The following is a 23,911-nucleotide window of genomic DNA, read 5'->3' as shown; positions in this document are numbered from 1 at the left end:
TATCTGCCGTTTGTGTATCTGATGGACCGCTCATACCTGATTCTGACGGATTCCGGTGGAATTCAGGAGGAGGCGCCATCCCTGGGCAAGCCCGTACTGGTTATGCGCGATACAACCGAACGGCCGGAAGCCGTCACCGCAGGCACCGTTCGCCTGGTAGGTACCGATGTTGAGGCCATTACCGAGGCAGTCAAGGAGTTGTTGACGGATTCCGCCGCCTACAAGCGCATGAGCCTGGCACACAATCCCTATGGCGACGGCCACGCCTGCCACCGAATCACCGAAGCCTTGCTGCTTGCCGAGCTAAAGCAAAACAACTAATCAATTGACTGTCAAGGATGCCTGCCATGGATGCACCCACAATTGTCGTGATGGGACTGGGGTATGTTGGCCTGCCCACCGCCGCCGTGTTCGCCTCCCGGCGGATTCACGTATTGGGCGTGGATATCAACCAGCGTGCCGTAGATACGGTTAATCAGGGCAAGATTCATATTGTTGAGCCGTCACTGGATATCATTGTCCGGGCAACGGTCACCGAAGGTTACCTGAGAGCGGCTACCTTGCCTGAGCCGGCCGATGCCTTTCTGATTGCCGTACCGACTCCTTTCAAGGATGGCAAGGTACCGGACCTGCGCTATGTGGAGGCAGCCACTCGCGCTCTTGCCACAGTTCTTCAACCCGGCAATCTTGTGGTACTCGAATCCACCTCGCCAGTGGGCACCACCGAAAATATGTGTGTCTGGCTGGCAGAGGAGCGACCGGACCTCACCTTTCCTCATACCCATGGCGAAGCGTCGGATATACGCGTCGCACACTGCCCCGAGCGAGTGTTACCCGGCCACGTTATCCGGGAACTGGTTGAAAATGATCGGGTTATCGGCGGCATCACCCCCAAGTGCGCGGAAGCTTCAGTAGAGCTCTATAAGAAGGTGGTGCAGGGTGAGTGCATTGCCACCACTGCACGAACGGCTGAAATGGCAAAGCTGACAGAAAACAGCTTCCGGGATGTGAACATCGCCTTTGCCAATGAACTGTCGCTGATCTGTGACAGGCTGGATATTAACGTGTGGGAAATGATTCGGCTGGCCAACCGCCACCCCCGGGTGAATATCCTGCAACCGGGTGCCGGGGTAGGTGGACACTGTATTGCAGTTGACCCCTGGTTCATTGTGGACAGCGCGCCAGAGCAATCCCGAATCATCCGCGCAGCGCGGGAAATCAACGATGGCAAGCCGGACTGGGTGTTGGCCAAAGTTGAGCGGGCAATGATGGCGATGGAAGCGGACAAGCCGGGTATACAAAGAAGCGATATCAAGGTGGCTTGCCTTGGTGTTGCCTTCAAGCCGGATATCGATGACCTGAGGGAAAGCCCGGCTTTACACATTACCCAGGCTATTGCCGGGCTGGGTTGTCAGGTCTTGGTGGTAGAGCCAAACGTCAGCGAATTGCCCCCCAGTCTGCAAGCGGGGAATATTCACCAGGCCAATATGCTGCAGGTACTTCAGACCGCTGACATCACCTGTGTTCTGGTGAAGCACGCTTCCTTTATTGAGGTGCGAAGTTTGTTACAGCAGGTAGAGGGGCTGATTGATGTAGTAGGACTGACGCACCAATAATCCTGAGATACACGATGCAAAGGATTCCGCTTTATGGAGACCCAGGAACACCCATCATTGAGGCGCGCCAATCTAGATGGTAGCAAAGTACTGTTCATAGCCTATTTTTTTCCACCGACTAGTAGCACAGGCGTGCCGGGAAGCCTCCGAACCGTAAAGTTTCTCCGGAACCTCGAGAACGGAGAATTTCACGTACTAACCGTACCAGATAATCTGGGCAGCCAACAGAATGCCTTAAATCATTTGAGCCTGCCGGTAAACCACGAAAACATTCATCGGGTTGTACCTTGGGATATATTCAAAACCCTGCTGGCCGCACGTAAAAGACTTAAACGATCTCTCAATAGGCTCGGAAAAGTAACCGCCAGTGCGGAAACTCCGACGGAGTCCCAAGCCTCTAGCTACACATTCAAAAACGATAAGTCCGACCAGATAACTCCTGGCCGGTTTCAGAGGCTGAAAGATTTCGTCTATAACCTGTGCTACTTCCCGGACCAGGCTGGCCCTTGGATTCTGCCAGCTGTCCGGTATGGAAGGAAACTGGTTCGCAAAGAGGGTATAGATGTCATCTTTGCCACAGGATCACCCTGGTCCGGACTGGTCATCGGTTACCTGATCAGTAAAGCCTCTGGAAAACCGTTGATTGCAGATTTTCGAGACCCCTGGATAAACAACCCTTTCCATCATTCAAAAGGGAAGTGGCTCGACAGTATAGCCAAGACATTAGAGCGCAAAGTAGTACATCACGCGAGCATCATATCATTAAACACAGAGCCCTTGAGAGATGACTTTATCACCCGATTTCCAGAACAAGATCCGGAAAAATTTCTGACTCTGCCCAACGGATTTGATCCGTCCGACAGCACCGATTTATCAACAACTAAAGATACTGACGACAAGATATTGACGCTTTGTCATACTGGTTTTCTCTACGGCGTTCGAGACCCTTCAACTCTGCTAGAGGTGATCCGAGAAGCAAATGCTGAGTTGTCCACAGATAATTTAAAAATTCGTCTGATACAGGTTGGTGCTGTCAACCTTTCGTACAAAATTGAAGAACGTTTCAAAGAGCTCATTGATAGCGAAACCTATATTTCAAAAGGTAAATTAAGCCAACGGGACTGTCTAATAGAGCAGTCTAAAGCCGACATACTTGTAAATATCCAGCCTTTCACAAAAACTCAAATACCATCAAAACTTTATGAATACCTTCAATTAAATAAGGCCATCGTTAACATAACTCCAAAAGATGGCGCTCTCGGTAAGATCATAATAAAGGATCAGCTGGGCATTGTTTTCGAAAATGGAGAAGAGAGTGAAATGAAGAATTTTCTCTTGTGTGCAGCCAGAAACAGGGAATCGCTTAATGACGTCCGGCCTGTTAATACACGAAAATATAGAATAGATAAAATCACAGACACTTTATCTGAAAAAATAGTAAATCTAAAAAGAAGACAGCATTATGGATAAAATCAGAGTTGGCATTACAGAGATGCATGGCATTGCACAGGAATACTCAAAGTTCCCACCTACTGGAGTAGAGTATTCTGAAGTCAGATCAACCGACAGAGTAACCAAACATATCTTCAGATCGGCGGCAAAAGGTGTCTATGCATACGTCAAATCCAACAATCACGATATTATTGAAGCTCCATTATTCCCTGTCATAACAAATCAACCCTGGATTTATACCCCGGCTCACTTTTCCTCAGCCGGTAGTTTTGATCTCTTCGGCATTCCCACACCGCGAACGATCAAAATGATTTTTGTGAAAAATTTGCTTAAAAGAGATAACTTCAAAAAGCTGTTATTCAAAAGCCAATATGGAAAACGCTCGCTTTTGGAGTACGGCAACATCACTGACAAAGACATCCTGGACAAGACTGATGTTGTCTACCCTGCAGTCAGACCTGTTCCCGATGAATTAATAACTTATAACGAAGAAAAGGTAAATTTGCTATTTGTGGGCGAGTTCCTCAGAAAAGGCGGGGCCAACGTAGTTGATGCTTTCCTCAAGCTCAGAAAAGACTACGACAATATCTCTTTGACGATATGTGCAAATAGAAACTTTCAAACCAATAACAAAGATTTAGCAAATGAATATCTCAAGAAAATAGATAATTGTCCTGAAATATCTATTGGATATTTTGACCGGGAAACATTAATGACAAAGATAATTCCGGAATCAGACATCTATCTTTGCCCAACATATCAGGAGGCATGGGGCTTCTCAATACAAGAAGCGATGGCCTATGGGCGAGCAATAATAACTACTGATATAAGTGCAATACCGGAGATGATCGATGATGGAGTATCAGGCCTCATAGTCCCGATAAAGAATCACGAATTCATAAAAAACTCAAAAGGGTATATGGTCAATGATATCCCGGAAGATTTCAAGGAATTTGTTACAGAAAACGTATATAACAAATGCCGAGTACTCATCGAGAATTTCCCAGAAAGAAGGCGGTTAGGGCAAGAAGCTTTAAGGGTCAGTAGAAATAAATTTTCGATGGAGCTTCGTCAGCAAAAAATGTCGGAAATATACAAAGAGTCATTGTATAAATAATTATCATCCAAGAAAGGATATCAAAAATGATAAAATTACTTACCAAAAAATTATTGTCGCTAGCAGGACTTCAAATTGTAAAAACACCTCACAAGGGAATTGATGTTTGCCAAGACATAATGGATTTTTTGCCAGGCCTAGACATCAAGGTAATCTTCGACGTTGGGGCGAATATAGGACAATCAGCTAAACTCTATCGGTTTTGGTTTCCGGATTCCGGAATATACTGCTTTGAACCTTCCAAAAGAAACTTTCGCTTTCTTAAAGATAATGTCAACACTCTAAACAATGTCCATTCATATAATATCGCACTTGGTGCAGAGGTCGGGGTGGGCATAATGTCGGAAACGGAAGGATTGGGGGTCATGGACAAACTTACTAAAATCGGATCAGTTGATGGTCGTGCAGAAAATAGTGATCTCCAGATTAATATCGAAACAATCGATACGTTTTGCCAAAAAGAATCAGTGGAACGAATCAATTACTTGAAGATAGATACAGAGGGCCATGACCTCGAAGTATTGATGGGTGCATCGATGATGCTTAAAGAAGAACTCATAGACGTTTTAGAGGTGGAGGTCGGAATGAATCCAGGAAATGATTGGCATGTTCCCTTCGAAAAGATAAAGGATTTCCTCGGCAAATTTCGATACTATCCTTTTGGCTTCTATGATCAAGTTCACGAATGGCCGGAGAACAAAAACATCCTGAGGAGAGCAAATGTCGTGTTCATCGCAGAAAAAATCTCTAACCGGAACGGACCAGGTAAATGATTCTAAAAGGAGAATGTGGAATAATTCCTGCCTGACAAACAGTTAACCAGCCCCCGAGTTCCTATAACCCATAAAGGGGCTGTTTACCGACAACCAAAATAATCAAAAAAAGCCATTCAGCAATACCAAATCTGATCATCGCGAAGATCTGGATTTCATCGTTGGTCTCATCTCACCTCATTCCACCACATAACTTACAGTTTCTGAAGATGCGCTTCTCAACCCATCATTGTCGATCGCCCGCACCTGAAAATACCAGGTTCCTTTTACCAATCCATCAAACGTATAGGATGTGGCTCCGTTTGACACGAGCTGAGTTTGCGTGAGGCTCTCCTGGTTCTGTCCATAGCTGATTTCGTAGGCATCAATTTCGCTCAACGCTATTGAACTACCATCGACTCTTGTGGAAGGGGCTACCCAGCTAACGGTGACCTCACTGGTTGTTGCCGGTAACTCTTCTATTGGTGGGACAGAAGGGACCGGCGGCGTAGATGAGGAGCTAACAACCTGACCTTCCCAGTTTCCAATATCTTCGAGCGTCCACGGGTGTAAACCTTGCTGATAGGCCTGAATAGCTGTAACACCCTGGTCGTTATATACCCGTTGAGCTCCCGGCACCCAAGGATTTAGACCGTGCTTCAGCATCCAGACATCAGGAATGCCATCCCCGGTAGTATCAAGAGATATCGTGGCATCCAGGGGCTGGGTAAGAAAAGCAGTGGAGGAGCGGACAGCTTCACCGGTTTGCTGGTCAACAATTTCAATATTGACAAAGGCGGAGCCATACCCCTCCCGATATTCGATGGTCATGGGGTAAAGACGATCAGCTTCAAAGCTGTGAACTGCAGTGTAATTTGACGCACTCGTTCCCGTCCATGCATTCATAACGAGGGCGTCGTCCACATATATTCTCACACCATCATCGCGTCGAACCCGGAACTCATATGCTCGACTGCCAGAGGCATGGGGCGGACTGAAGTGAGTCAGCCAGCGTGTTGTAAATACATTACCTGGAACGCCCTCCGCCGGCGATCCGCTCCCCCAGTCAAAATCAGGATTTGCATCAGTGCGAGCTAGTACAAAGCGTTCGAAATTGCCGCCCGCAAAATATTGGCCAGTCAACCCCGGCATGTATTCGATAGCAGATTCCGGAAAGTCCTCTGGGTCAGACAAATCGGTACCAGCAAGGTGCTCCTCCAGATTCGTGAAGCCGTCGCCGTCCATATCGCCCTGGGCATCCGCGGTATTGAGAGGGTCAAGACCGTACGCGAATTCGACGCCATCTGGCAGTCCGTCGCTATCGGTATCCGGATTGGTGGGGTCCGTGCCCATCCAGAATTCGTCGTATGCCGCCAAGAAGTCACCGTCGCCGTCCGAAACGGCATCGTTCAGATTAGTCGGAGTGAGGGCATAGTAAACCTCCCAGTTGTCGTAGATGCCATCCTGATCTTCATCCAATGGTGGATACTGAGCATTGAACGGAAGCCCCTTGCTGCCATCAAAGAATCCGATCCGGTATCCCAGGCCATAGCCTCTTGCGGACAACTCATCGTTCGGATACAGAGCACTTCCAACGGCGTAGGAATACAGAAATTCGCCCCCTACCACCGTTTGGCTAAAGCCCGGTCCCTCCCAGGCCACCGAAAAATGGTCGCTGGCCACACCGTCTTTATGACGAATTTCAAAGTAATAGCTTTGCTCTGCCTCAAGATCCAGATAAGGGGATGTCTGGGAACTAAATTTGCTGAACTGATTTCGTAAGCTGTATGAAGGCACTGACGCAATCAGCTCTATCCCCGCTGGCGAAGTGCTCTGGCTAAACAGGAACTGGGTTTCGTCGTCACCACTTACGAAAAACCGGTAACGACCGGTGCTCGGGGGCTGAATATAGCCTCTAACCAAGGTACCGTAATTATCCGCACGATTTGTTGGTGATTCGAGGCGTTCTAGCTGAATTATTTCATCGGGATTATCGGGAAACCGAGAGAGGGCCGTCAGATTGGCTAAGCGGTTACCCGGCACATCGTCAAAGTAGCGCGCCTCTACCCACCCTTGCTCGCTTTGGGCAGGCAGCGTAGCCGTCGGCGGCAGAGAGTCGATATCACGAACCGTCCACGATTGACAGCCAGACAAGAGTACGACCAAACCAGTAACTGGCAACCAGGTTCCTTTCGCCATGACAGGCCTCACAATTTCAGAGAAATGCGCTTACATGGTGATAAGTATTGTTGCCCCAAGCAAATCCCGCCACCGGCCTTATGTACCGATTAGCGATAAGGCCAATGGTACTATCAGGTCTTGTGTCTAACCGCCCCTTTATATGTCGCTTATCTACGGAGAACGGTTCTCAAAATGCGTTCCACTTCAGGCTTCAGCGGGTGCTTCAGCATCATTATCATGGCCAGCCACGCACCCGGCATGACAAGTGCGACAAGCAACAGTCCTATCAGCGGCCCTTGTCCGTTAAGCAATGCCAGACTGTAGCAACTATAGGCGAGCAGTCCACAGAGTATCGTGATCAGAACGTTCTGCCTCCAGGCCAGCAACATGGCTAAAGGCTTGAGGCCGAGATAGCGATTAAGTGCCCATGTAGTAATTAGCAGATCCGCAAGACCTGACAGAACGAATCCCGCAGCAACCGCCTGAAGGCCATGGGGGAACAACATCAGGATCAAAACAAAATGGAGCGTAAAAACGATACCTTCTTTAACTACCATGAGTTTTTCAAACCCACGTGCAATCATGAGATCACTGGAAAACCAGTGAACAGCGCGAAGCATGGCCCAATAGGCGATCAGAGTTGCGTAAGGTGCGGAAGCCACCCATTGGTGTCCGAAAAACAGAAGTATTGCTGGCAAACTGACAACACTTGCTACGGCAAGCACCGGCCACAGCAGCCCCCCCAATAAAACTCCCGATTGAATATAGGCTCGGTTGATATCACCACCGGTGCGCTTGACGTCCGAAAGATATGGCAGTACCACGGGACTCACCCCCGCCAGCATGGTTTGTGAAACGAATTCGATAAACCCTAAGCCCCGCGAGAACAAACCTACCTGAGCAGTTGAGCCCACCTTACCTATTATCATGTCTGGCGCGGTCACCACTCCCTTTCGGAGGAAGTTCGCCAACGAATTATAGACACCAAAGCGCGCAATAGCCCCCAATCCACTGAATATAGGCCTCCAAGGCATGCATTTTGGTCGATAGAAGGTTATCAGCATCAACTCTACAACGATGCCAATGGTATAGCCCCACGCCAAAGCATAGAAGCTGAAACCCAATAAAATGAGACCAATAGTGGTCGAAATATTCACCACTGTTGCGTATATTTTGACGACAAACAACTCTCGAAATCTGAACTCTCGCATCAGCAACGAAGTCGGAATGCTTATAAACGGGGCAAGAAAGAAACTGATAGAAAGAATTCTGAAAATCAGGGCTATTGCTTCCAGTTCATAGAATCCAGCCACAACCGGAGCCGTCAGCCAGATCAGTATCCCCAACCCCCAGGAAATGAGAACGGTAAGGCCTGTCGCAGACCGGACTTTCTCGTCGGTAAGTTCCTTCTCCCGGACCAGGTATGAACCTGCACCCAGCAACCGGAACTCACTCATCACCATCACAATTGCACTGGCAATAGCGAAGGTGCCAATTTCCTCCGGAGTCAGCAGGCGAGCCACAATCATGGCGGACGCCAGCCCGAGAAAACGCATGGTGTAGCGGGTAACAGACGAGTAGAGAATTGCCTTGCGAACACTGGCCATAGCGGGTGGGATCTCTCGGTTCAGGCGATCAACTGGTTATAAAGCGTCAGGTAGTGCCCGGACATGGCGTCAACAGAGAAGCGATCTGAAAATGCCGCCTTTGCTCCTGACCCCAGCTGTTTACACAACGAAGGATCCATCTGTAGTTTAATCATGGCTATAGCGAAGGCCTGAAGGTCGTCGCTTGGCGTAGTTAGGCCGGTAATTGCATCCTCAATGATTTCGGGATTTCCACCTACCCGGGTTACGACAGAAGGCAAGCCAAGGCTCATAGATTCGAGCAAGGTCATCGACGTACCTTCGGTGAATGACGACAACAAAAAAACATCCATAGCTGCGAGATAGTCAGCAGGCTCGTTGATAAAGCCTGTAAACCGGACCTGATCAGAAACTCCAAGGGATCCAACCAGAGATTCCAGCGCACCCCGTTCCGGTCCGTCACCCACCATCAACAAATAAATATTCGGGCACTTCTTCAAACATTGCGCAAACGCTCGAATCATCAGCGGCTGATTTTTTACATAATCCAGTCGTGACACTGTACCATATATAAATGCGTCATCCGGTATATCCAGGGCCCGACGGACCTCAGTCGCGCGACTGGCATCTGCCACAAGGGGCCGGATGCCATTGTAGATCACTTTAATTCTCGAACGTGGCATAAACTCATAACGTACCAGTGCGTCCCGCGTTGCCGATGAAATAGCCACCAATGCCGGTGTTGATAAAGCCAATATTGGGTTTATAGCCAGGGCCTTCCAGCGATACCGGTCAGGAAAGAAACGGCCATGTTCGGTGAACATGACCTTCGCCTTGGTACCCATGGCAGCAAGGCGACCATAGAGGAAAGGTGTGTATTGGTGACAATGTACAATATCGAAAACTTCCTGCCGAATCAGTTGCCGCAGTGCGACGAGTAATTGTCGATCGAAACCCGGCGAACGGGCCAAAGTATGAATTGCGAATTTTCTAGAAGCCAATTCGTCACCGATTGGCCCCTTCCGGCCATCAATACAAGCGATTTCGTGGTGTAAACCCCGGTCTTGGGTGTCGAGAACCAGTTGCCGTATGACTTGCTCAGTGCCACCAATACCCATATTAAAGGTGATATGAAGAATCTTTATTTTTTCCATGATCTAATGGGCCATTCTGGTTTTTGATCGAAGTTTCATGAATGGCATTTCTACAATCCGATACAATAGCTCTGAAGCAATTACTGAAATAATAAAAACCACCATCATGTAAGGGAAAAATGATAAATCTAGTGGCAACCTGTTAGTTATTGCGATTGCATCTGGGTGAAGTAAATAAATCGCATAGGATCGAGTGGCAATGTAATAGGAGCCAGGAAAATAAAGGTACCACCTGGCAAATCCGCCTGAGTTAGCATAGACAACCCATGCTCCGAACATCAACGATCTCACTAAAAATCCGGGATCGCCGAGCCAGGAAAGCGGAAACCAACGCTGATAGAAAAACAATACACAAAAAACAGTGGCAGTTAATGCAATAGATCCCGAGTACCTGACTAATAAACGCCAGATCCATTGCTGCTGGTACTTAATTGACGCCAACATCACACCCATCAAACAACCATCTAGCCTTACGTGCGTCTCAGCTGTAGTCTCGTACCAACCCATGTAGCGAAAAAACGTGGGAAGCAAAAACAAAACTACTAGAACGCAAAGTCTCAAATTAGGACTTAGATATATCGTAATTGCCAGAAAAGGAGCTACAAACAAATAAAACTGTTCTTCCACCGCAAGCGACCAACTAACCGAAAATATCTCTAGCGGGTAATTATAGTTCTGAACAAAAACAAAAAACTGCCAGGGGATTGCAGGATCGTCTTTCGTAAAAACCTGCTGTCCAATAGTAAAAAACAAAACCGCATAATAAGCTGGCAGAGTTCTGAACCAACGACGAACCCAAAAACGTCTGATATTAATCTGACCTTGTTCCATCTCTTTGAACAACTGACCTCCAAGCAACCAGCCAGATAGTACAAAGAAGAGGTCAACTCCCATACCGCCAAGTTGAATTGGTGCCAAACCGGCAGGAGCACCAAAACCAAGAACCGTATGCGCCAGCAAGACCATCAATATCGCAATGCTGCGCAACGTATCCATCGAGCGTATGCGTTCAGATTGATTAATCATTAAACGTAGTCCCGCCACCACAAACCAAACGCGACCATACTCCAAAGCTCCTGAGTGTGACGGTCATCACCACTCAGATGCGCTTGCCAAAGCGTATTCACTTTATCCATATCAAAACATTGTGCCAATCCACCATCGGTATCTGTCAATATCTGATTGGCAAGTGAGCGAATTTCATGCCGCAACCACTCAGCCAGAGGTACCGAAAAGCCCATTTTTTTGCGATACAGGATGTCCTCCGGCAGCATTTTCGAGAACGCTTTCTTGAGGATGTATTTCTTCTCTTTACCGTGTAGCTTCAGGGCAGAGGGAATTTGGGCGGCGTATTCCACTACCCGATAATCCAGCAACGGCGCCCGGGTTTCCAGTGAATTGGCCATGCTCATCCGGTCCACTTTCACCAGGATATCGCCAGGCAGGTAGGTTTTTATGTCCGTGTAAAGAATTCGGGACAGGTGATCATCCGTGTCCGCCCTCCGATAATGGGTCCGGGTAATGTCGGCAGGATCATAACCCTGGGTTTCACGCTTTAGCTCACCAATTACCAGGGCATTCCAGACATCGGGCCGGAAGAAGCAATTGGTGGTGTAGAAAGCCTCATCAGGCTCCTGAGCCAGAGTCCCTAGCAAAGAGCGGGCCTTTCGGGTGGGCCCGCTGTTGATCATTGCCGCCATGCGGGCAAGACGAGGAAACAGGTTGTGACGAATGGCACCAGGAAAGTAGCCCCGTAACCGGTTCTCGATCTGGTCCGTGCGGTATTTGCTGTAGCCCGCAAAGTTCTCATCGCCCCCATCGCCGGCCAGCGCCACCGTTACTTTCTGTCGGGCAAGCTGCGACACAAAATAGGTGGGAACAAATGAAGGATCTGCAAAGGGCTCGTCAAAAAACCGGGCGATCTCCGTCAGGCTGTCCGCAACGTTTTCACGCACCGTGAACTCGTGATGATCGGTACCAAACTGCTGGGCTACCTGTTTCGCCCAGACCACCTCGTCAAACCGTTTTGAATCAAACCCGATGGAGCAGGTTGTAACTGGTCCGCTGGCGTGGTGTGCCATTAAGCCCACCACGGCGCTTGAGTCCACGCCGCCACTCAGAAAGGCACCCAGGGGCACGTCACTGACCATGCGCAGGCGCACCGCATCATCAATCAGATCGTAGAGGCCCTCTTCCAGCTCCTGAGGGCTGGCACTGGAAGGCGAACGGAAAGACACATCCCAGTACTGTTCCTGGCGGCTATTCTGGCCGTCGGTGATCAACCAGTGCCCTGGTGGCAGCTTGTGGATGTTTTTATAGATGGTTTTGGGATCGGGCACATACTGATAGGCAAAGAAATCCCTGACGGCATCGTAACGAATTTCTCTTTTCACAAAGGGCAGAGGCGCCAATGCCTTGATCTCGGAGGCAAACGCAAAGTGCCCACCGGATTCATAGAAGTACAGAGGCTTCTTGCCCAGTCGGTCCCGGGCCAGGAACAGTGTTTTCGCGGCTCGGTCCCAGATGGCGATGGCGAACATGCCGTTAAGTCGCTGCAGGCACTCCGGCCCGGATACGTCATAAAGGGTCAATAACACCTCAGTATCCGTGCCGGTCCGGAACTGGTGCCCCTCAGCCACTAACTCATCGCGCAATTCCCGGAAATTATAGATTTCACCGTTGAACACGATGACATAGCGGCCGGACTCGGAAACCATGGGCTGGGTTCCGGCCTCACTGAGATCCAGAATGCTTAATCGCCGGTGTACCAGTGCGGCATCATCATCCAGCCAGACTGCTCCGGCATCTGGCCCGCGATGGACGATGGTTTGGCCCATCTGTTCCAGCCACTGTTTGTGAGCGTCCCGCTCCGGCGTTCCGGGTGTACGCAGAAATCCTGCCAGTCCACACATATCAACCGGCCTTCCTGTGGCCCGGGGCTGAAGGCACACTTTGGCCAGTCAGTTCTGCAAATAAAGCTTCGTACTCTCTCGCCATGCGTGCTGCGGAATAGCGCTCATCAATCATCTGGCGGGCATTTCGGGTCAGAGCCTCTGCCAGCTCCGAGTTATCCAGAACCTGCTGGCAACAGGCTACAAGCGCGACTTTGTCGCCGTGGGGCGCTAACAACCCTGTCTTGCCATGCTCAACCAGCTGATCTACGCCCGGAATGTCATAGGCTACGACCGGAACGCCAACCGCCATGGCTTCCATCATGCACCGGGGAATGCCCTCCAGAGAGGAGGTCATCACAAACAGGTCAAACCTGGACAACAACTCTAGCCGGTCACCCCGAAAACCAAGAAACTCGATTCCCGGAGCACTCTGTTGCGCTGCCGCCTGAGCCTCCAGTTCTGCTCGCTGGCGACCGTCCCCCAGTAGCTGCAGTTTCAGGTCAGGGTTCTGCTGATATAGCTGATCAAATGCTTCAAGCAGATCCGGGATGCCCTTCCGGGGAATCAACTGACCAATAAATCCGATAGTTCTATGGTCATTTTCCTTGAGCGCACTATTCAGGGAAAGATCACGCATTGCCTGATCGATCTCCTTCAGGTCAACGCCGTTACGAATAAAATGAGTTTTGGCTTTGGGCACGTTAAATCGCGCCATATCCTCCGACAACTCCTCAGAAAGAGGTGCAACAGCATCGAAGTATCTCAGCATGAATGTTCCAAGTCGGATGAAGGCTCCCAGCTTGAAGCCAACCTTGCCGGAAAATCCATGAGGGGTGCTGACACACTTGATTCCTGCGATTCGGGCTGCCATCAAACCCAGAATGTCGGATTTGTAGCCGTGGGTGTGTACTATGTCAATCTGCCTGCGCTTGATGACTTTCACCAGCTGTGTGACTACGCGTACATCGAAACGCCCACTCATCGGTAGATAATGCACTTCACCCGTCGTATTGGGATAAAGTTCTGCAACCGTCAGGTCCTGACCTTCCCCTTCATTAGTGACAGCAAGATCATTTATCATGCTCTCTGGATCAATATTGTTAGCAAGGGCCAGAACCCAACGCTCGGCCCCATAAAAGCCAGCGGGAGTAATAAACTGTAAACACCTGATGGCACTCATTCAGAAAAACCCTTTTCCGAAAATTTCGATCTGAATTGACCACTACTACCATACAGACGGCTATGGTTCTGATATTTTAAATAAAAAACATTAGATGCAATCATTACGAAAAGAACAACCCACCAGAAGCCTTCTGCTCTTATTCGATCTATGAACGTGGCAGCCACAAAATATGCAACCAATGCGCATTCAATTGCCAACATCTTAAAATAACTTGACCATGCGCCTTTACTAATGACGAACTTTTTGGCTCGCCACGACGTCTTAATCAATGACACAAACAAAAACAAAAACACTACAGGACCAACCCAGCCGATCTCAGAAAGTAACTGGAACCAACTTGAATGCACTGCTCTATTTTCAACTCCTCCTATTATTTCCGGCCTTATATACTGAGCGCTGATACTTTCATATCCCGATATACCAAGCCCCTGAGGATAGTCCGAGATCATATCAAACGTTGCCCACCAGAATTCGGTTCGGCTGGCGCCGCTCGTCCTGCCCTCATCTTCTTGGATATCTTGCAGAGTTTCCATTCGGCCCCAGAATACATCGTCTGTCAAATAGAGGGCTCCAGACACCCCAAAAAGAACGACTAAAACAGCTGTCACTCTTTGCCCGGATTTCTGAAATCGGGAAAAAATCATAAATATTATAAAAATCCCGCCACTCAGTAAGACTGCCAAAAATGACCCCCTACTGTTTATCAAAACCAACCCGTTAGCTATAAAAACACCAAAAATAACAGAAGCAATTTTTACCTTTTTGTTACCCTGCCATAAATAGTAAAGCAAAATAACCAGCGATGGTGCCAACATCGCAGCTACACCATTCGCATCATGGCCATCAGCAAATCCTATTCCTTCAACACGCCCCTGGTAATTCCTGCCCACAGTCCATGCCAAGTAACCTATATATGCACAACCAACACAGTATACCCACAGAACAAAATCAAGTTTCTTTTCGGTGTTTACTAGCTTATAGGCAACCAAAACTATAACAATCAACTTAGAAAAATCGATTAGGAATTTTTCGTGATTAAACGGAACCAATGCGTAGAAAATTGCTGCCACGTAAAAAAATAACAGAATCAATATCCACTTGGTCGTAGGATGCTTAAACCACGGACTAACAACTGTCAACTCTCTATATTTCAGCACCAATACGAAAATCATTAAAACCGATGAAATCAATGAATATCGTAAACCAGGTATTGATGCTGACCACCAACGATCATCCGGATTTAGTAGATAAACAAACTGATAAACCCCAAACGCAACAGCACTACTATATGTAAGAGCAGCAACAATTCCGCCAAAAAAAACCATCAGGAACAGCAGGGCAAACTTCGACATCAACCCTGCTCCCGATCTTCAGTCGGCCGGGCACTACTCCAGGTCACCTGCGTCTCGCCCCTCATTGCCTTCAGGATGCCCCGCACCGAATACAGGTTCACCATCACGAAGTAATAGGGCACTGACAACCAGACCGGCATTGCATTCTTGTCTGGGTCAATGTGACCGCGGTAGGCGAGCAACAGCACGACACCCGCCCCCACGGCAACCAGCTGAAAAAAGCCGATGCCTCTGAGTGCCAGCAGTGCACTGCCGATAACGCCAATCAGCAGAAACAGTGGTATCAGCCAGCGCAGCAGTTTGTGGGAAATCACTTCCCAGGCGAAGACGCCGGATTTCAACGGGTTCATCACTGCTTTCACCCGCATCAGGCCGCGAATACTGCGGTTGACGATGCGTTCCTTGCGGGCGATTTCCCGGTCGAAGTCCCCTGCGGTTTCCTCGAAGCACTTCGCTTCCGGCTCAAAAATACCGCGGTAGCCTTGGGCGATGATCTGCAGGGGATTCACAAAATCGTTGATGTCTTTCTGCTGCAGCGGCTCCCACAGGCGGGTACGGATGGCGTAGATGGCGCCGTCACCACCCACCACTGAATGCAGGCGGGATTCCATGGCCTTGATGGCCAGTTCGTAGCGCCAGTAAAGATTCTCGTTGCGGGCGCTGGCGCCTTCGTCGCCGTCGGTATACAGAGCGGCGCCCACTACGTAGCCCACCTCGTCGTCCGCGAAATTGCGCACCAGTTTGCGGATGGCGTCCGGGGCGTACATGGCGTTGGCGTCACTGAACACAGTGATCTCGCTGGTAATCTGTTCCAGCGCCAGGTTCAGGCCCATGGTCTTGCCCAGTCGCCCTTCCTGACGGATAAGAATAACGCCCTTGTTGGCAAACTCCCGGACAATGTCGTCGGTGCCATCATCAGAACCGTCAGATACCGCCATGATGGTCAGCTGATCCGCCGGGTAATCAAGCGCCAGTGCGTTTTCCAGCTTTTCGTGGATTACCCCCGCCTCGTTGTAACAGGAGATGATCAGGGTGACCGAAGGGGTGATGTCCTCCTGCCGGTGATTGGTGGTTTTTCGCCCAGCTGTGGCCAGCCACAACAGGGCTGGATAGCCGGCGTACACATACACCGGAATCAGCAGGCACAGCAGCGTAATCAGAACCAGTAATACCGTCATAGACTAATGTACTTCCGCAATAAGGGACCCAGCCGGTTGGCCATAGGTAAAGGCAACCGCTGCCAGACGCGTTCTACCCAGCCCCGCAGGCGGGTGGCCATGGCCGACGGCGCTGCGGATTGTGGCTGCTCAGCTCCATGCACATCCAGGCTTAGCCAGCGTAGCTCATGGGGTTCCGCACCCCATTGTTTTTTGAAACGGTAGGTGCCCTCCCCGGGAGTGGACCGACCAAAATCAAATATATGACAGCCGTCGTCGGTTACTCTTGCAAGCAGGGACCAGTACAGCAGCATGTTGGGTGCCAGATGGTTGTATTCCGCCAGGGTCGACGCCCAGGGGATGCTGGCCCGCTGGCCGTTCACCAGCACAATGCCGGCACCCACCACAGTAGACTCAAAACGGACCAGGCCAACCAGCAACTGCTCACCATAGGCCCGCTGCAGTGCCAGAAACCAGTCCAGGCTGTGAACCGGGGAGCCCAGACGATGCATAGTGGCGGCGAAAACCGGGTAGAAGGCCCGGATACCCGCCTCACTGGACACCACTTCACTGGTCAGGCCATTCTTTTCGGCTTTACGGATCTGGCTGCGGAGTTTTGGTTTATAGCTTTTGATCAGTGCTTCACTGCTTTCCGCCAGCGGGCACAGCATGCTGACTTTCGCCGGCAACTGGGCCGGGCTATTGTCTGTATCAGCTGGCTCACCTTTGCCTTCCCGCCACAGGCTATCGTCGAGAAGTCCGCCGGCCAGGCGTAGCTCCAGTGCTTTGCCACCCTGTTGTTTGACCAGATCCAGCGCTGCCTGCTGTAGTCGTGCGGTTATGGCCGGGCTGTCCCCAAGAGGGCCGCCCAGATCGCAGAAAGGCTGGGTGACCCACTCGGATTTACCAAAAGGCTTGCGCAGTTCGCACAGGGGCATGACACCAACCACTCGTCCGCCAGCGCCCGTTGCCACAATCGGGTGGGCGCGGTGGCCGTAGGCAGAAGCCACCGCTTCCAGCCAGGCCAGACGGTGGTAGCCGGTACCTTCCGGATGCTGACTGACGTAAGCATCCCAACCAGCCTGTTTTGCGTCCACCAGGGTGGTTACCTTGATCAGAACCGAGCCGCTTCCGAGCCCCGGAATCTGTTGCGTCATATCAGCGCCCATAGCCTTCCCCCGGCTCTTTCAGCCAGTGCTGCTTGGCCTCCCGCAGCGCGTTTTCCAGCTTCAGTTTGAACCTTGGCCGTTGCAGCGAAACCTGTACCAGCTGCCGGTGCAACTGGCCAAGGTTCGCTTTATAACGCTCATCGCCACCCATGAAATCGTAATAATGAAAGCCGTGGTGACGGTAGTCTTCAATACACAGGGCGTGGCCCAGAAGGCCGGGTTTCAGTTTGTTGTCGGTCTCGGTCATCATCCCGCCAAGGTAAAAGTAGACCACCTGGTCGTGCAGCAGGTTATAGAAGGAGGCGATGATGTCATCCCCTGCCCGTACAGACACCAGATCCACCCCTCCTGCTGTCCACTGGGACTTGATCAGTGCCCGGTGAAAACGCACAAAATCCGGATTGGCGAAGCCGCTCTGGTCCGGCCCGTTACCCCAGCGCTCCAGGTGGCGCGGCCCGATACTGTCGAACACTGCCAGGGCATCCTGCAGATTATCCGGACGCACCAGCTCTACCGGGCCGCGGTTCTCATACAGCCGGTGGGCCCGGTTGATCTGGTAACGGGTGTTGCGCGACAGGGTCTCCAGATAAGGGTGCCCGGTGCTGCGGAGCTCAACCAGGTCCACACCGTAGCAGGGTGCCTCCCAGCGCAGATGCTTGTGCAAACCCAGTGCCTGAGCGTAAAAATCCGCCTCGTCCGAGTCGATGGCCCCTATAACAAATTCATCCCAGTCCTGATCAGGCTTTGCCAGGTGCTCGAGGCAGGCCTGGGCCACTGCCCGCTCCCGCCCGGTTTCCGCCAGAAAGCCGTTGTACTCGATCCAGATCTGGTCCAGCACCTTGCTACCGGTCTGGTGCAGGCGCAGGCATCTGGAGCGCAACACGCCATGACGCCGCTCGTCACAGACCACCACCAGACCAAGACCGATTACCCGGTCGCCTTCGGTCACCCGCAACAGGCTGGCGCTGGGTTGGTACACCGCCAGCCACTGCCCCAGCCATTGCCAGGACAGAAAAACCGTGGGCCGGGCCCGGGATTCCAGGTCCAGCCACTCTTCAGCCACCAGCTCTGTTCTGGTGACCTTGTGCTGAGTCACTGCCAGCTTGCCTGCTGTCATCAGCTTCCTGCTCCGCCCGCCGGGTGAATCGTTCAGTGTGCCGGAACCGGCTGTTTGACCAGGAAAGGTCCGATCGCAAGGTAGTCCAGCGAGCCCTGCAGGAACGCCCGCACCGCATCTTCCGGCGAAGCCACGATGGGCTCTTCATGCATGTTGAAGCTGGTATTGATCAGACTGGGGATACCACTGAGTTTTTCGTATTCCGTGAGAATATCGTAGTAACCCGGGTTTACTTCCCGCCGGATCAGCTGGGGCCTTGCGGTACCGTCCACATGTACCGCCGCCGGGCAGCTGCTGCGCATGAACTCGGTGCAGTCGAAGGTAATGGTCATGAACTCGGCGGCGTGCTCGGCACCCTTGATGTTGTGGTAGCACTTCTCGCGGGCTTCGTAGAGGGTGACCGGCGCAAAGGGCATGAACTCGGTGCGGCCCAAGCGCTTGTTCAGCCACTGGTTCACTTCCGGCTCGCGGGCGTGGTACATGATGGTACGGTTACCCAGGGCGCGGGGGCCGTACTCCATGCGGCCGTCAAAGCGTGCCACCACCTGACCACCGTGAATCAGCGCGGCCACCTCGGCCGCCAGGTTTGCCGGCTTCTCAAAGCTGAGGCCTTCCGCCGCCAGAGCTGCCTCGATTTCCCGGTCACTGTAGTCCGGTCCCATATAGGCATTGTTGATGGAGGGTTTTACGCCGCCCGGCCAGCTGTGATAAAGCGCGGCACCAGTGCCACAGCCACCGTCGCCCATGTTCGGGTAGACGAAGATATGGTTAACACCCTCGATCTCGAAAATACGCTGGTTCAGTTTGACGTTGGCGGTCACGCCGCCGGACAGCACCACTGTATCGATACCGGTTTTCTCAACCCAGTGCCGCACGTAGTTGGTGGCCACCACTTCCAGCACGTGCTGGTACGCCGCCGCCACGTCAATTTTCGGAAACTTGGAAGCCAGGTAACGGGAGAAATACACGTTATTGGCCTCGTAAACCCGGAAGTCCCCGGGCGTCTGTTCGATACGGCCCAGCAGGATATCGCTCAGAATTGACGGATCGCCATAGGACGCCAGGCCGACAATCTTGCCTTCGTGCCGGCTGGGCTTGAAGCCCAGGCTTGAGGTGACGTGTTCGTAGAGCGTACCCAACGAACTGGGGTAGGTAATGCCGTGCAAGCGGTGGATCTTGCCGTCCCGGGCCTCGCTGGCGGAGCCGGCCAGGCCGGAGCCATAACCATCCAGCGTAATGCACAGGGCAAGCTCATAACCACTGGCCAGGTAGCTGTTGGCGGCGTGGGACAGGTGGTGCTCCATTCGCTTGACCGGCTTGTCCCAGCCCATCTCCTGCAACCCCGCCGTCAGGACCTGTTCCCACTTCTGAAAAGATGCGGTGGCTTCTTCGCCCCAATGGCGGGAACCCTTCAGGGCCGCGCTGTTGGAAGCCAGGCGTTGGGCGCCGGCCATGGAGTAGTAGGAACTGTGCAGAAAGCCCTTCTCCATGATGGCATTCGGATGCTCCAGACCATGAATGGGCTGATTGCGGTCCGGCACCCGGGTCAGTGCTTCCTTGATCTGCCGGCTCAGGTCGCCGGGCTGGAAATCACGGATGAACTGTTTCTCGTCTTCGAGGTTTTTGGTAAACAGGGTGGTTTCGTTCTCGGAGGTCAGGAACGGATAGCACACCAGGTCAAAGTCACTCATCTTGCTACCGGTATAGGCCAGCGCTTTTTCCAGCGCCAGGCGCGGAAAGCCGTCCTGTTGTTTGACACGGGAAAACCGCTCTTCGCCAGCGGCGAACAGGATCTGACCATCTTCGACAACAGATACAGTGGCATCCTTGTCCAGCGGCGATATACCAAGCACTTTCATGCGAACTTCTCCATAAGGGACTTTAAGCCTGTGGGCGTGTTTGCCTGTCCACCCAGCTCATTGAAAAAGAAATCAAAATACTCGCGGAAGGCATCCAGAAATGCCCTCAGCTGTTGTTCGTTCTGTACGTAACTGGTGTGGCCTGGCACCACGCTGGGGCTGTGGAAGCTCCAGGTGAAGGTGCGTACGCCCTGGTTATAAAGGAAGCGGGTCAGTTTGATGTGCTCCTTCGGGGTGAATCCCTCCGGCGATAACATCAGGCGATCGACGGCTCCCAGCCGTGACAGGATTCCCGGTGCCTTCAGGCGGCGAAACATCTGGGCGAGTTCAAACAGGGGCACCGACATGCCGTTGGCCCAACCCACAAACCCGCCGGTGACCGGCAGTTCCAGAATGCGCTGTTCAGCTTCGCCATACCAGAAGGGCCAGGCGTCGTAACGGCGGTAGTCCGGTCCGCCGTCACCCCGGGCGTCCAGCGGCGGACACACGGAAAGATCGATATCAAAGCCCAGCGCGTTCAACGTGGCCGTCGTGTTCGGGCCATAGCCATAACGGCCGGCCTTATAGGTGACAGGCGTCTGGCCGAAGGCATCTGCGATGGTATCGCGCAGTACGGTGAGCTTTTCCCGCTCAAGATCCGCCGGCAGATTACCGGGATACATGTTGGAGCGAGTAAATGGCTCTTCCAGCGGCGGGTTTACCCAGGGGTGCAGGTGGGCACCGATTTCACATTGCCCGGCTTCCAGAAACTGGCGCAAAGGCGCCACACTGCGCTGCTGGCTGGCGATGGAATAATCCACCACGTAACAGGGGCGAAGGCCGTATTCGTTGAAAATATCCTGGGCCCGGTGGATATGATCCATGGCGGTGACGGCCGTTTCACCGGGGTTCGGCTCGGCGTTCCAGTCGAACTCTTCCTCGGTATCGATCACCACAATCAGTTGCGGCGGCAGCTCGGCCGGGAGTTGTATTTTTTGTTTGTGGCGATACACGGTTTCTTCCCTGTAGTTACTTCCGGAATATCAGTCTTTACCAGGCGGACTCGGCTCCGGCCCAGCCCAGGGTGAAGAAGAGACGGGCGATATAACGCTCGCGATCGTCCGTGCCCCGGGTGATGTCGGTACCCACCGACGCACCGAAGGTTGCCAGCTCTGTCAGCTGGCGGCGCCAGGTCACGTAAAACCGATGCACTTCATCATCAATGGTGGTGCGGTCGGTAAAGGCATCCCCCTGCCAGCGGTAGTCAAAATCCAGGGTTTGCAGCGTGTCCATGGCGATGGAAATACCGGTGCCCAGCAGATATTCGTAATCTGTCACTTCCGTCTGTACGTCTTCCCGCTCGGTGCCCCGGGCAATGAAACGCACGGTGCACAGGCTGCAGAAGTTGCGGTTATTGTGAGTAAGGCCAACGCTGTTGCGCAGGGTAAGGCCCTGTAGCCGGATGGAAAACTCGTTATCCAGACCAAAATCCGGGATGGGCGCAAAGGTAAGGTCCAGCAAGGTACTGGTCTGGGTCCGGTCAAAACTGAGCTGGGTATCAGAACGCTCGCTGACCCAGGTGCGTACCAGCGAGCCAATGACCGCATCGTTCTCGAAGTCGTCGTCCTGGGCTCTTGAAACCCCCGCCTGCATGCTGAGACTGCCATTTTCAAAGCGGGTGTCTGTACCCACTGTGGCGTTGTCCAGGGTCAGGGAGGTATCACCCCGCTCCTCCCAGCTGCGACTGCCATTGAGACTCAGGTTGGTTCGTTCACTGAACCGGCGGGTCAGTGCAGCATCAACGCTGGCGGACTCGCCATCCTCCAGACGGTCCTCCTCCCAGGTTTTGCCAGCCTGACCACCCAGCCGCAGGCTGGTCAGCGCACCGGGATAAAAGGAGACGCCCGCGCCGGCACTGAGGGCGTTCTGGGTACTGTATTGCGCAGGATCCAGTGCGAAGCCGGTGGCATTGCGTACCGAGCGGATGGTATGCCCCGCGTTGGCATCAAAGCGCCCACCGGGACGGTAAAAATCGTAACGGGAGGAACCGTAGAACGACAGATCGTCATCCTCGTTTCGTGCCAGGCTGCTTCTTTCGGACTCCATCAACGCTCCGTATCGGGCGTTGAAGTTATGAGCACCAGATTGCAGCAAAGCACCAACATCACCGCGGATACCAACGCCACCGCGGGTATCGTTATCGCGGTCTGTTGAGGTGTGAGTGAGGTCCGTAAAAATGGTGGTGGTAGCCGTGTAGCTGGCCTCCTGCGCAAGCAGTGGCCCTGCTACCAGCAGGGAGGCCATGGTGACCCCGATTCGGGCGCCCTGGCTGAAACGCCGGTAATCCGGACATGCCGCAGCCCGGCAGTTCGCGCCTGAGAATTTCGCCATTGCCGCCAACCTCATTGTTGAAAGATGAGCCCTGAGAACTTTTCAGTTCCCAGGGTTTCAACGTATTTCATGATGTCGTCTGGTGTCACTTCACCAAAAGGCACACCGAGAACTACCTGGTTTGCGTAACGGACCAGAATGCGGGCTTCCGTACTGATCTGGAAGGGAGGCGCATTAATGACAATGTATCGATCCGGGTAGCGTCCTTTCAGTTCGCTCATCAGATCCTTCATTCGTACCGCAGAGAACAGCTCCACCGCAGAGGTGGACTGGGTTCCGGCCGGAATGACACTCAGTCGGTCGATGCCACTGGGGTACAGGATGTCCTTTACCTGTAATTCCTTGTCGGCTACAAAATCGGTGACGCCATACTTCATGGGCGAAGACACCAGGTGCGGCAGGTCACTTTGATACGGGTTGCAATCCACCAGCAATGCCGAGGTCTGGGAGTCCATAGCGAAGGTCGCGGCGAGGTTGAAAGCGGTGATGGCAGAGGGTTCCTTTTTGCCGAGCGACGACATCATGACCGAGAAATTCTCAGTCCCGGCCCTGTCCCTCAGCTTTATGCGCACTTCCCGGAAGGCATCAAGAATGGCCTTGTTGGCCATGCCCGGATGAATGATCTTGCGCTCCCGCATTTCACCCATGGACCAGGGCCTGGGGTTGTTGATCAGGTCCAGGGAGACGGATGAATCATACAGTGACGGCGCGCGCTGTTCCGCTTCTCCGTCCACCATGGTCCAGTTGGGTTGCTCGGTGGTTCGCCGCGTGCCTGCAAAGGGCCGCTCACGGCGGTACTGCTCCAGCAAACGGGTCTCATCACCATTGATGTGGCCTTCTGCTGGTGCCTCGACGTCGCGCTGGGCGTGTTCAGCCTTTTCTCGCTCCTGGGACTTCAGCAGGGCGTTGTAGAGTTTATTGCTATCCATAGATTAAACGCTCCGCCCTTTAA

The 23,911-nt window shown here is 52.3% G+C and carries 19 protein-coding genes; 5 read left to right on the top strand and 14 right to left on the bottom strand.

Going from position 1 to position 23,911, the window contains the following annotated elements; genetic code table 11:
• The 5 genes from AAC035_RS04145 to AAC035_RS04125 form a co-directional block, all read left to right on the top strand.
• Positions 1 to 321, top strand: a 321-nt coding sequence (locus tag AAC035_RS04145; RefSeq protein ID WP_339800285.1) for a UDP-N-acetylglucosamine 2-epimerase, incomplete at its 5' end; no start/stop codon positions are given.
• A gap of 26 nt (positions 322 to 347) precedes the next feature.
• Complete coding sequence (gene wecC / locus AAC035_RS04140) at positions 348 to 1,616, top strand: UDP-N-acetyl-D-mannosamine dehydrogenase (protein WP_339800282.1); 1,269 nt, start codon at positions 348 to 350, stop codon at positions 1,614 to 1,616.
• A 33-nt stretch (positions 1,617 to 1,649) separates the two neighbouring features.
• The gene (locus tag AAC035_RS04135) at positions 1,650 to 3,086 is read left to right on the top strand and encodes a glycosyltransferase (RefSeq protein ID WP_339800281.1); all 1,437 of its coding nucleotides are present in this window, start codon (positions 1,650 to 1,652) and stop codon (positions 3,084 to 3,086) included.
• On the top strand, positions 3,079 to 4,185 hold the full coding sequence (locus AAC035_RS04130) for a glycosyltransferase family 4 protein (protein ID WP_339800278.1): 1,107 nt from the start codon (positions 3,079 to 3,081) through the stop codon (positions 4,183 to 4,185). The genes AAC035_RS04135 and AAC035_RS04130 overlap by 8 nt, the downstream gene beginning before the upstream one ends.
• A gap of 26 nt (positions 4,186 to 4,211) precedes the next feature.
• Positions 4,212 to 4,958 (top strand): FkbM family methyltransferase, encoded by a 747-nt coding sequence (locus AAC035_RS04125; protein WP_339800277.1) that lies wholly within the window; start codon positions 4,212 to 4,214, stop codon positions 4,956 to 4,958.
• A 177-nt stretch (positions 4,959 to 5,135) separates the two neighbouring features.
• Here AAC035_RS04125 and AAC035_RS04120 read toward each other — a convergent pair whose 3' ends face one another.
• The 14 genes from AAC035_RS04120 to AAC035_RS04055 form a co-directional block, all read right to left on the bottom strand.
• Positions 5,136 to 7,136 (bottom strand): PA14 domain-containing protein, encoded by a 2,001-nt coding sequence (locus AAC035_RS04120; RefSeq protein WP_339800274.1) that lies wholly within the window; start codon positions 7,134 to 7,136, stop codon positions 5,136 to 5,138.
• A gap of 149 nt (positions 7,137 to 7,285) precedes the next feature.
• The gene (locus AAC035_RS04115; RefSeq protein ID WP_339800271.1) at positions 7,286 to 8,725 is read right to left on the bottom strand and encodes an oligosaccharide flippase family protein; all 1,440 of its coding nucleotides are present in this window, start codon (positions 8,723 to 8,725) and stop codon (positions 7,286 to 7,288) included.
• A 20-nt stretch (positions 8,726 to 8,745) separates the two neighbouring features.
• Entirely contained in the window at positions 8,746 to 9,858 is a 1,113-nt protein-coding gene (locus AAC035_RS04110; RefSeq protein WP_339800269.1) for a glycosyltransferase, read from the bottom strand.
• A gap of 3 nt (positions 9,859 to 9,861) precedes the next feature.
• Positions 9,862 to 10,884 (bottom strand): acyltransferase, encoded by a 1,023-nt coding sequence (locus AAC035_RS04105; RefSeq protein ID WP_339800267.1) that lies wholly within the window; start codon positions 10,882 to 10,884, stop codon positions 9,862 to 9,864.
• A complete protein-coding gene (gene asnB / locus AAC035_RS04100; protein WP_339800264.1) occupies positions 10,884 to 12,770 on the bottom strand; it encodes an asparagine synthase (glutamine-hydrolyzing) in 1,887 nt (628 codons plus the stop codon). The genes AAC035_RS04105 and asnB overlap by 1 nt, the downstream gene beginning before the upstream one ends.
• Before the next feature lies 1 nt (position 12,771).
• Complete coding sequence (locus AAC035_RS04095) at positions 12,772 to 13,932, bottom strand: glycosyltransferase family 4 protein (protein ID WP_339800262.1); 1,161 nt, start codon at positions 13,930 to 13,932, stop codon at positions 12,772 to 12,774.
• Positions 13,929 to 15,287, bottom strand: a complete 1,359-nt coding sequence (locus AAC035_RS04090; RefSeq protein WP_339800260.1) for an O-antigen ligase family protein — start codon at positions 15,285 to 15,287, stop codon at positions 13,929 to 13,931. Before AAC035_RS04090 ends, AAC035_RS04095 begins: the two co-directional genes overlap by 4 nt.
• Complete coding sequence (locus AAC035_RS04085; protein ID WP_339800258.1) at positions 15,287 to 16,465, bottom strand: glycosyltransferase family 2 protein; 1,179 nt, start codon at positions 16,463 to 16,465, stop codon at positions 15,287 to 15,289. The genes AAC035_RS04090 and AAC035_RS04085 overlap by 1 nt, the downstream gene beginning before the upstream one ends.
• Positions 16,462 to 17,613: a GNAT family N-acetyltransferase gene (locus AAC035_RS04080; protein WP_339800257.1), complete on the bottom strand. Its 1,152-nt coding sequence runs from the start codon at positions 17,611 to 17,613 to the stop codon at positions 16,462 to 16,464. The genes AAC035_RS04085 and AAC035_RS04080 overlap by 4 nt, the downstream gene beginning before the upstream one ends.
• The gene (locus AAC035_RS04075; protein ID WP_339800254.1) at positions 17,603 to 18,730 is read right to left on the bottom strand and encodes a GNAT family N-acetyltransferase; all 1,128 of its coding nucleotides are present in this window, start codon (positions 18,728 to 18,730) and stop codon (positions 17,603 to 17,605) included. The genes AAC035_RS04080 and AAC035_RS04075 overlap by 11 nt, the downstream gene beginning before the upstream one ends.
• 32 nt (positions 18,731 to 18,762) lie before the next feature.
• Complete coding sequence (locus AAC035_RS04070) at positions 18,763 to 20,589, bottom strand: carbamoyltransferase C-terminal domain-containing protein (RefSeq protein ID WP_339800251.1); 1,827 nt, start codon at positions 20,587 to 20,589, stop codon at positions 18,763 to 18,765.
• A complete protein-coding gene (locus AAC035_RS04065) occupies positions 20,586 to 21,581 on the bottom strand; it encodes a polysaccharide deacetylase family protein (protein ID WP_339800249.1) in 996 nt (331 codons plus the stop codon). The genes AAC035_RS04070 and AAC035_RS04065 overlap by 4 nt, the downstream gene beginning before the upstream one ends.
• A 37-nt stretch (positions 21,582 to 21,618) precedes the next feature.
• Positions 21,619 to 22,959 (bottom strand): hypothetical protein, encoded by a 1,341-nt coding sequence (locus tag AAC035_RS04060; protein WP_339800247.1) that lies wholly within the window; start codon positions 22,957 to 22,959, stop codon positions 21,619 to 21,621.
• 11 nt (positions 22,960 to 22,970) lie between these two features.
• Positions 22,971 to 23,888 carry a polysaccharide biosynthesis protein gene (locus AAC035_RS04055; protein WP_339800244.1) on the bottom strand — a complete coding sequence of 306 codons (918 nt, stop codon included), beginning with the start codon at positions 23,886 to 23,888 and terminating at the stop codon, positions 22,971 to 22,973.
• Positions 23,889 to 23,911: the final 23 nt, after the last annotated feature.

It is taken from the genome of uncultured Marinobacter sp. (assembly GCF_963974375.1).
Taxonomy (GTDB): Bacteria; Pseudomonadota; Gammaproteobacteria; order Pseudomonadales; family Oleiphilaceae; genus Marinobacter.
Note: the sequence above shows the minus strand (reverse complement) of the source record. Positions and strands in the feature narration are given on the sequence as shown.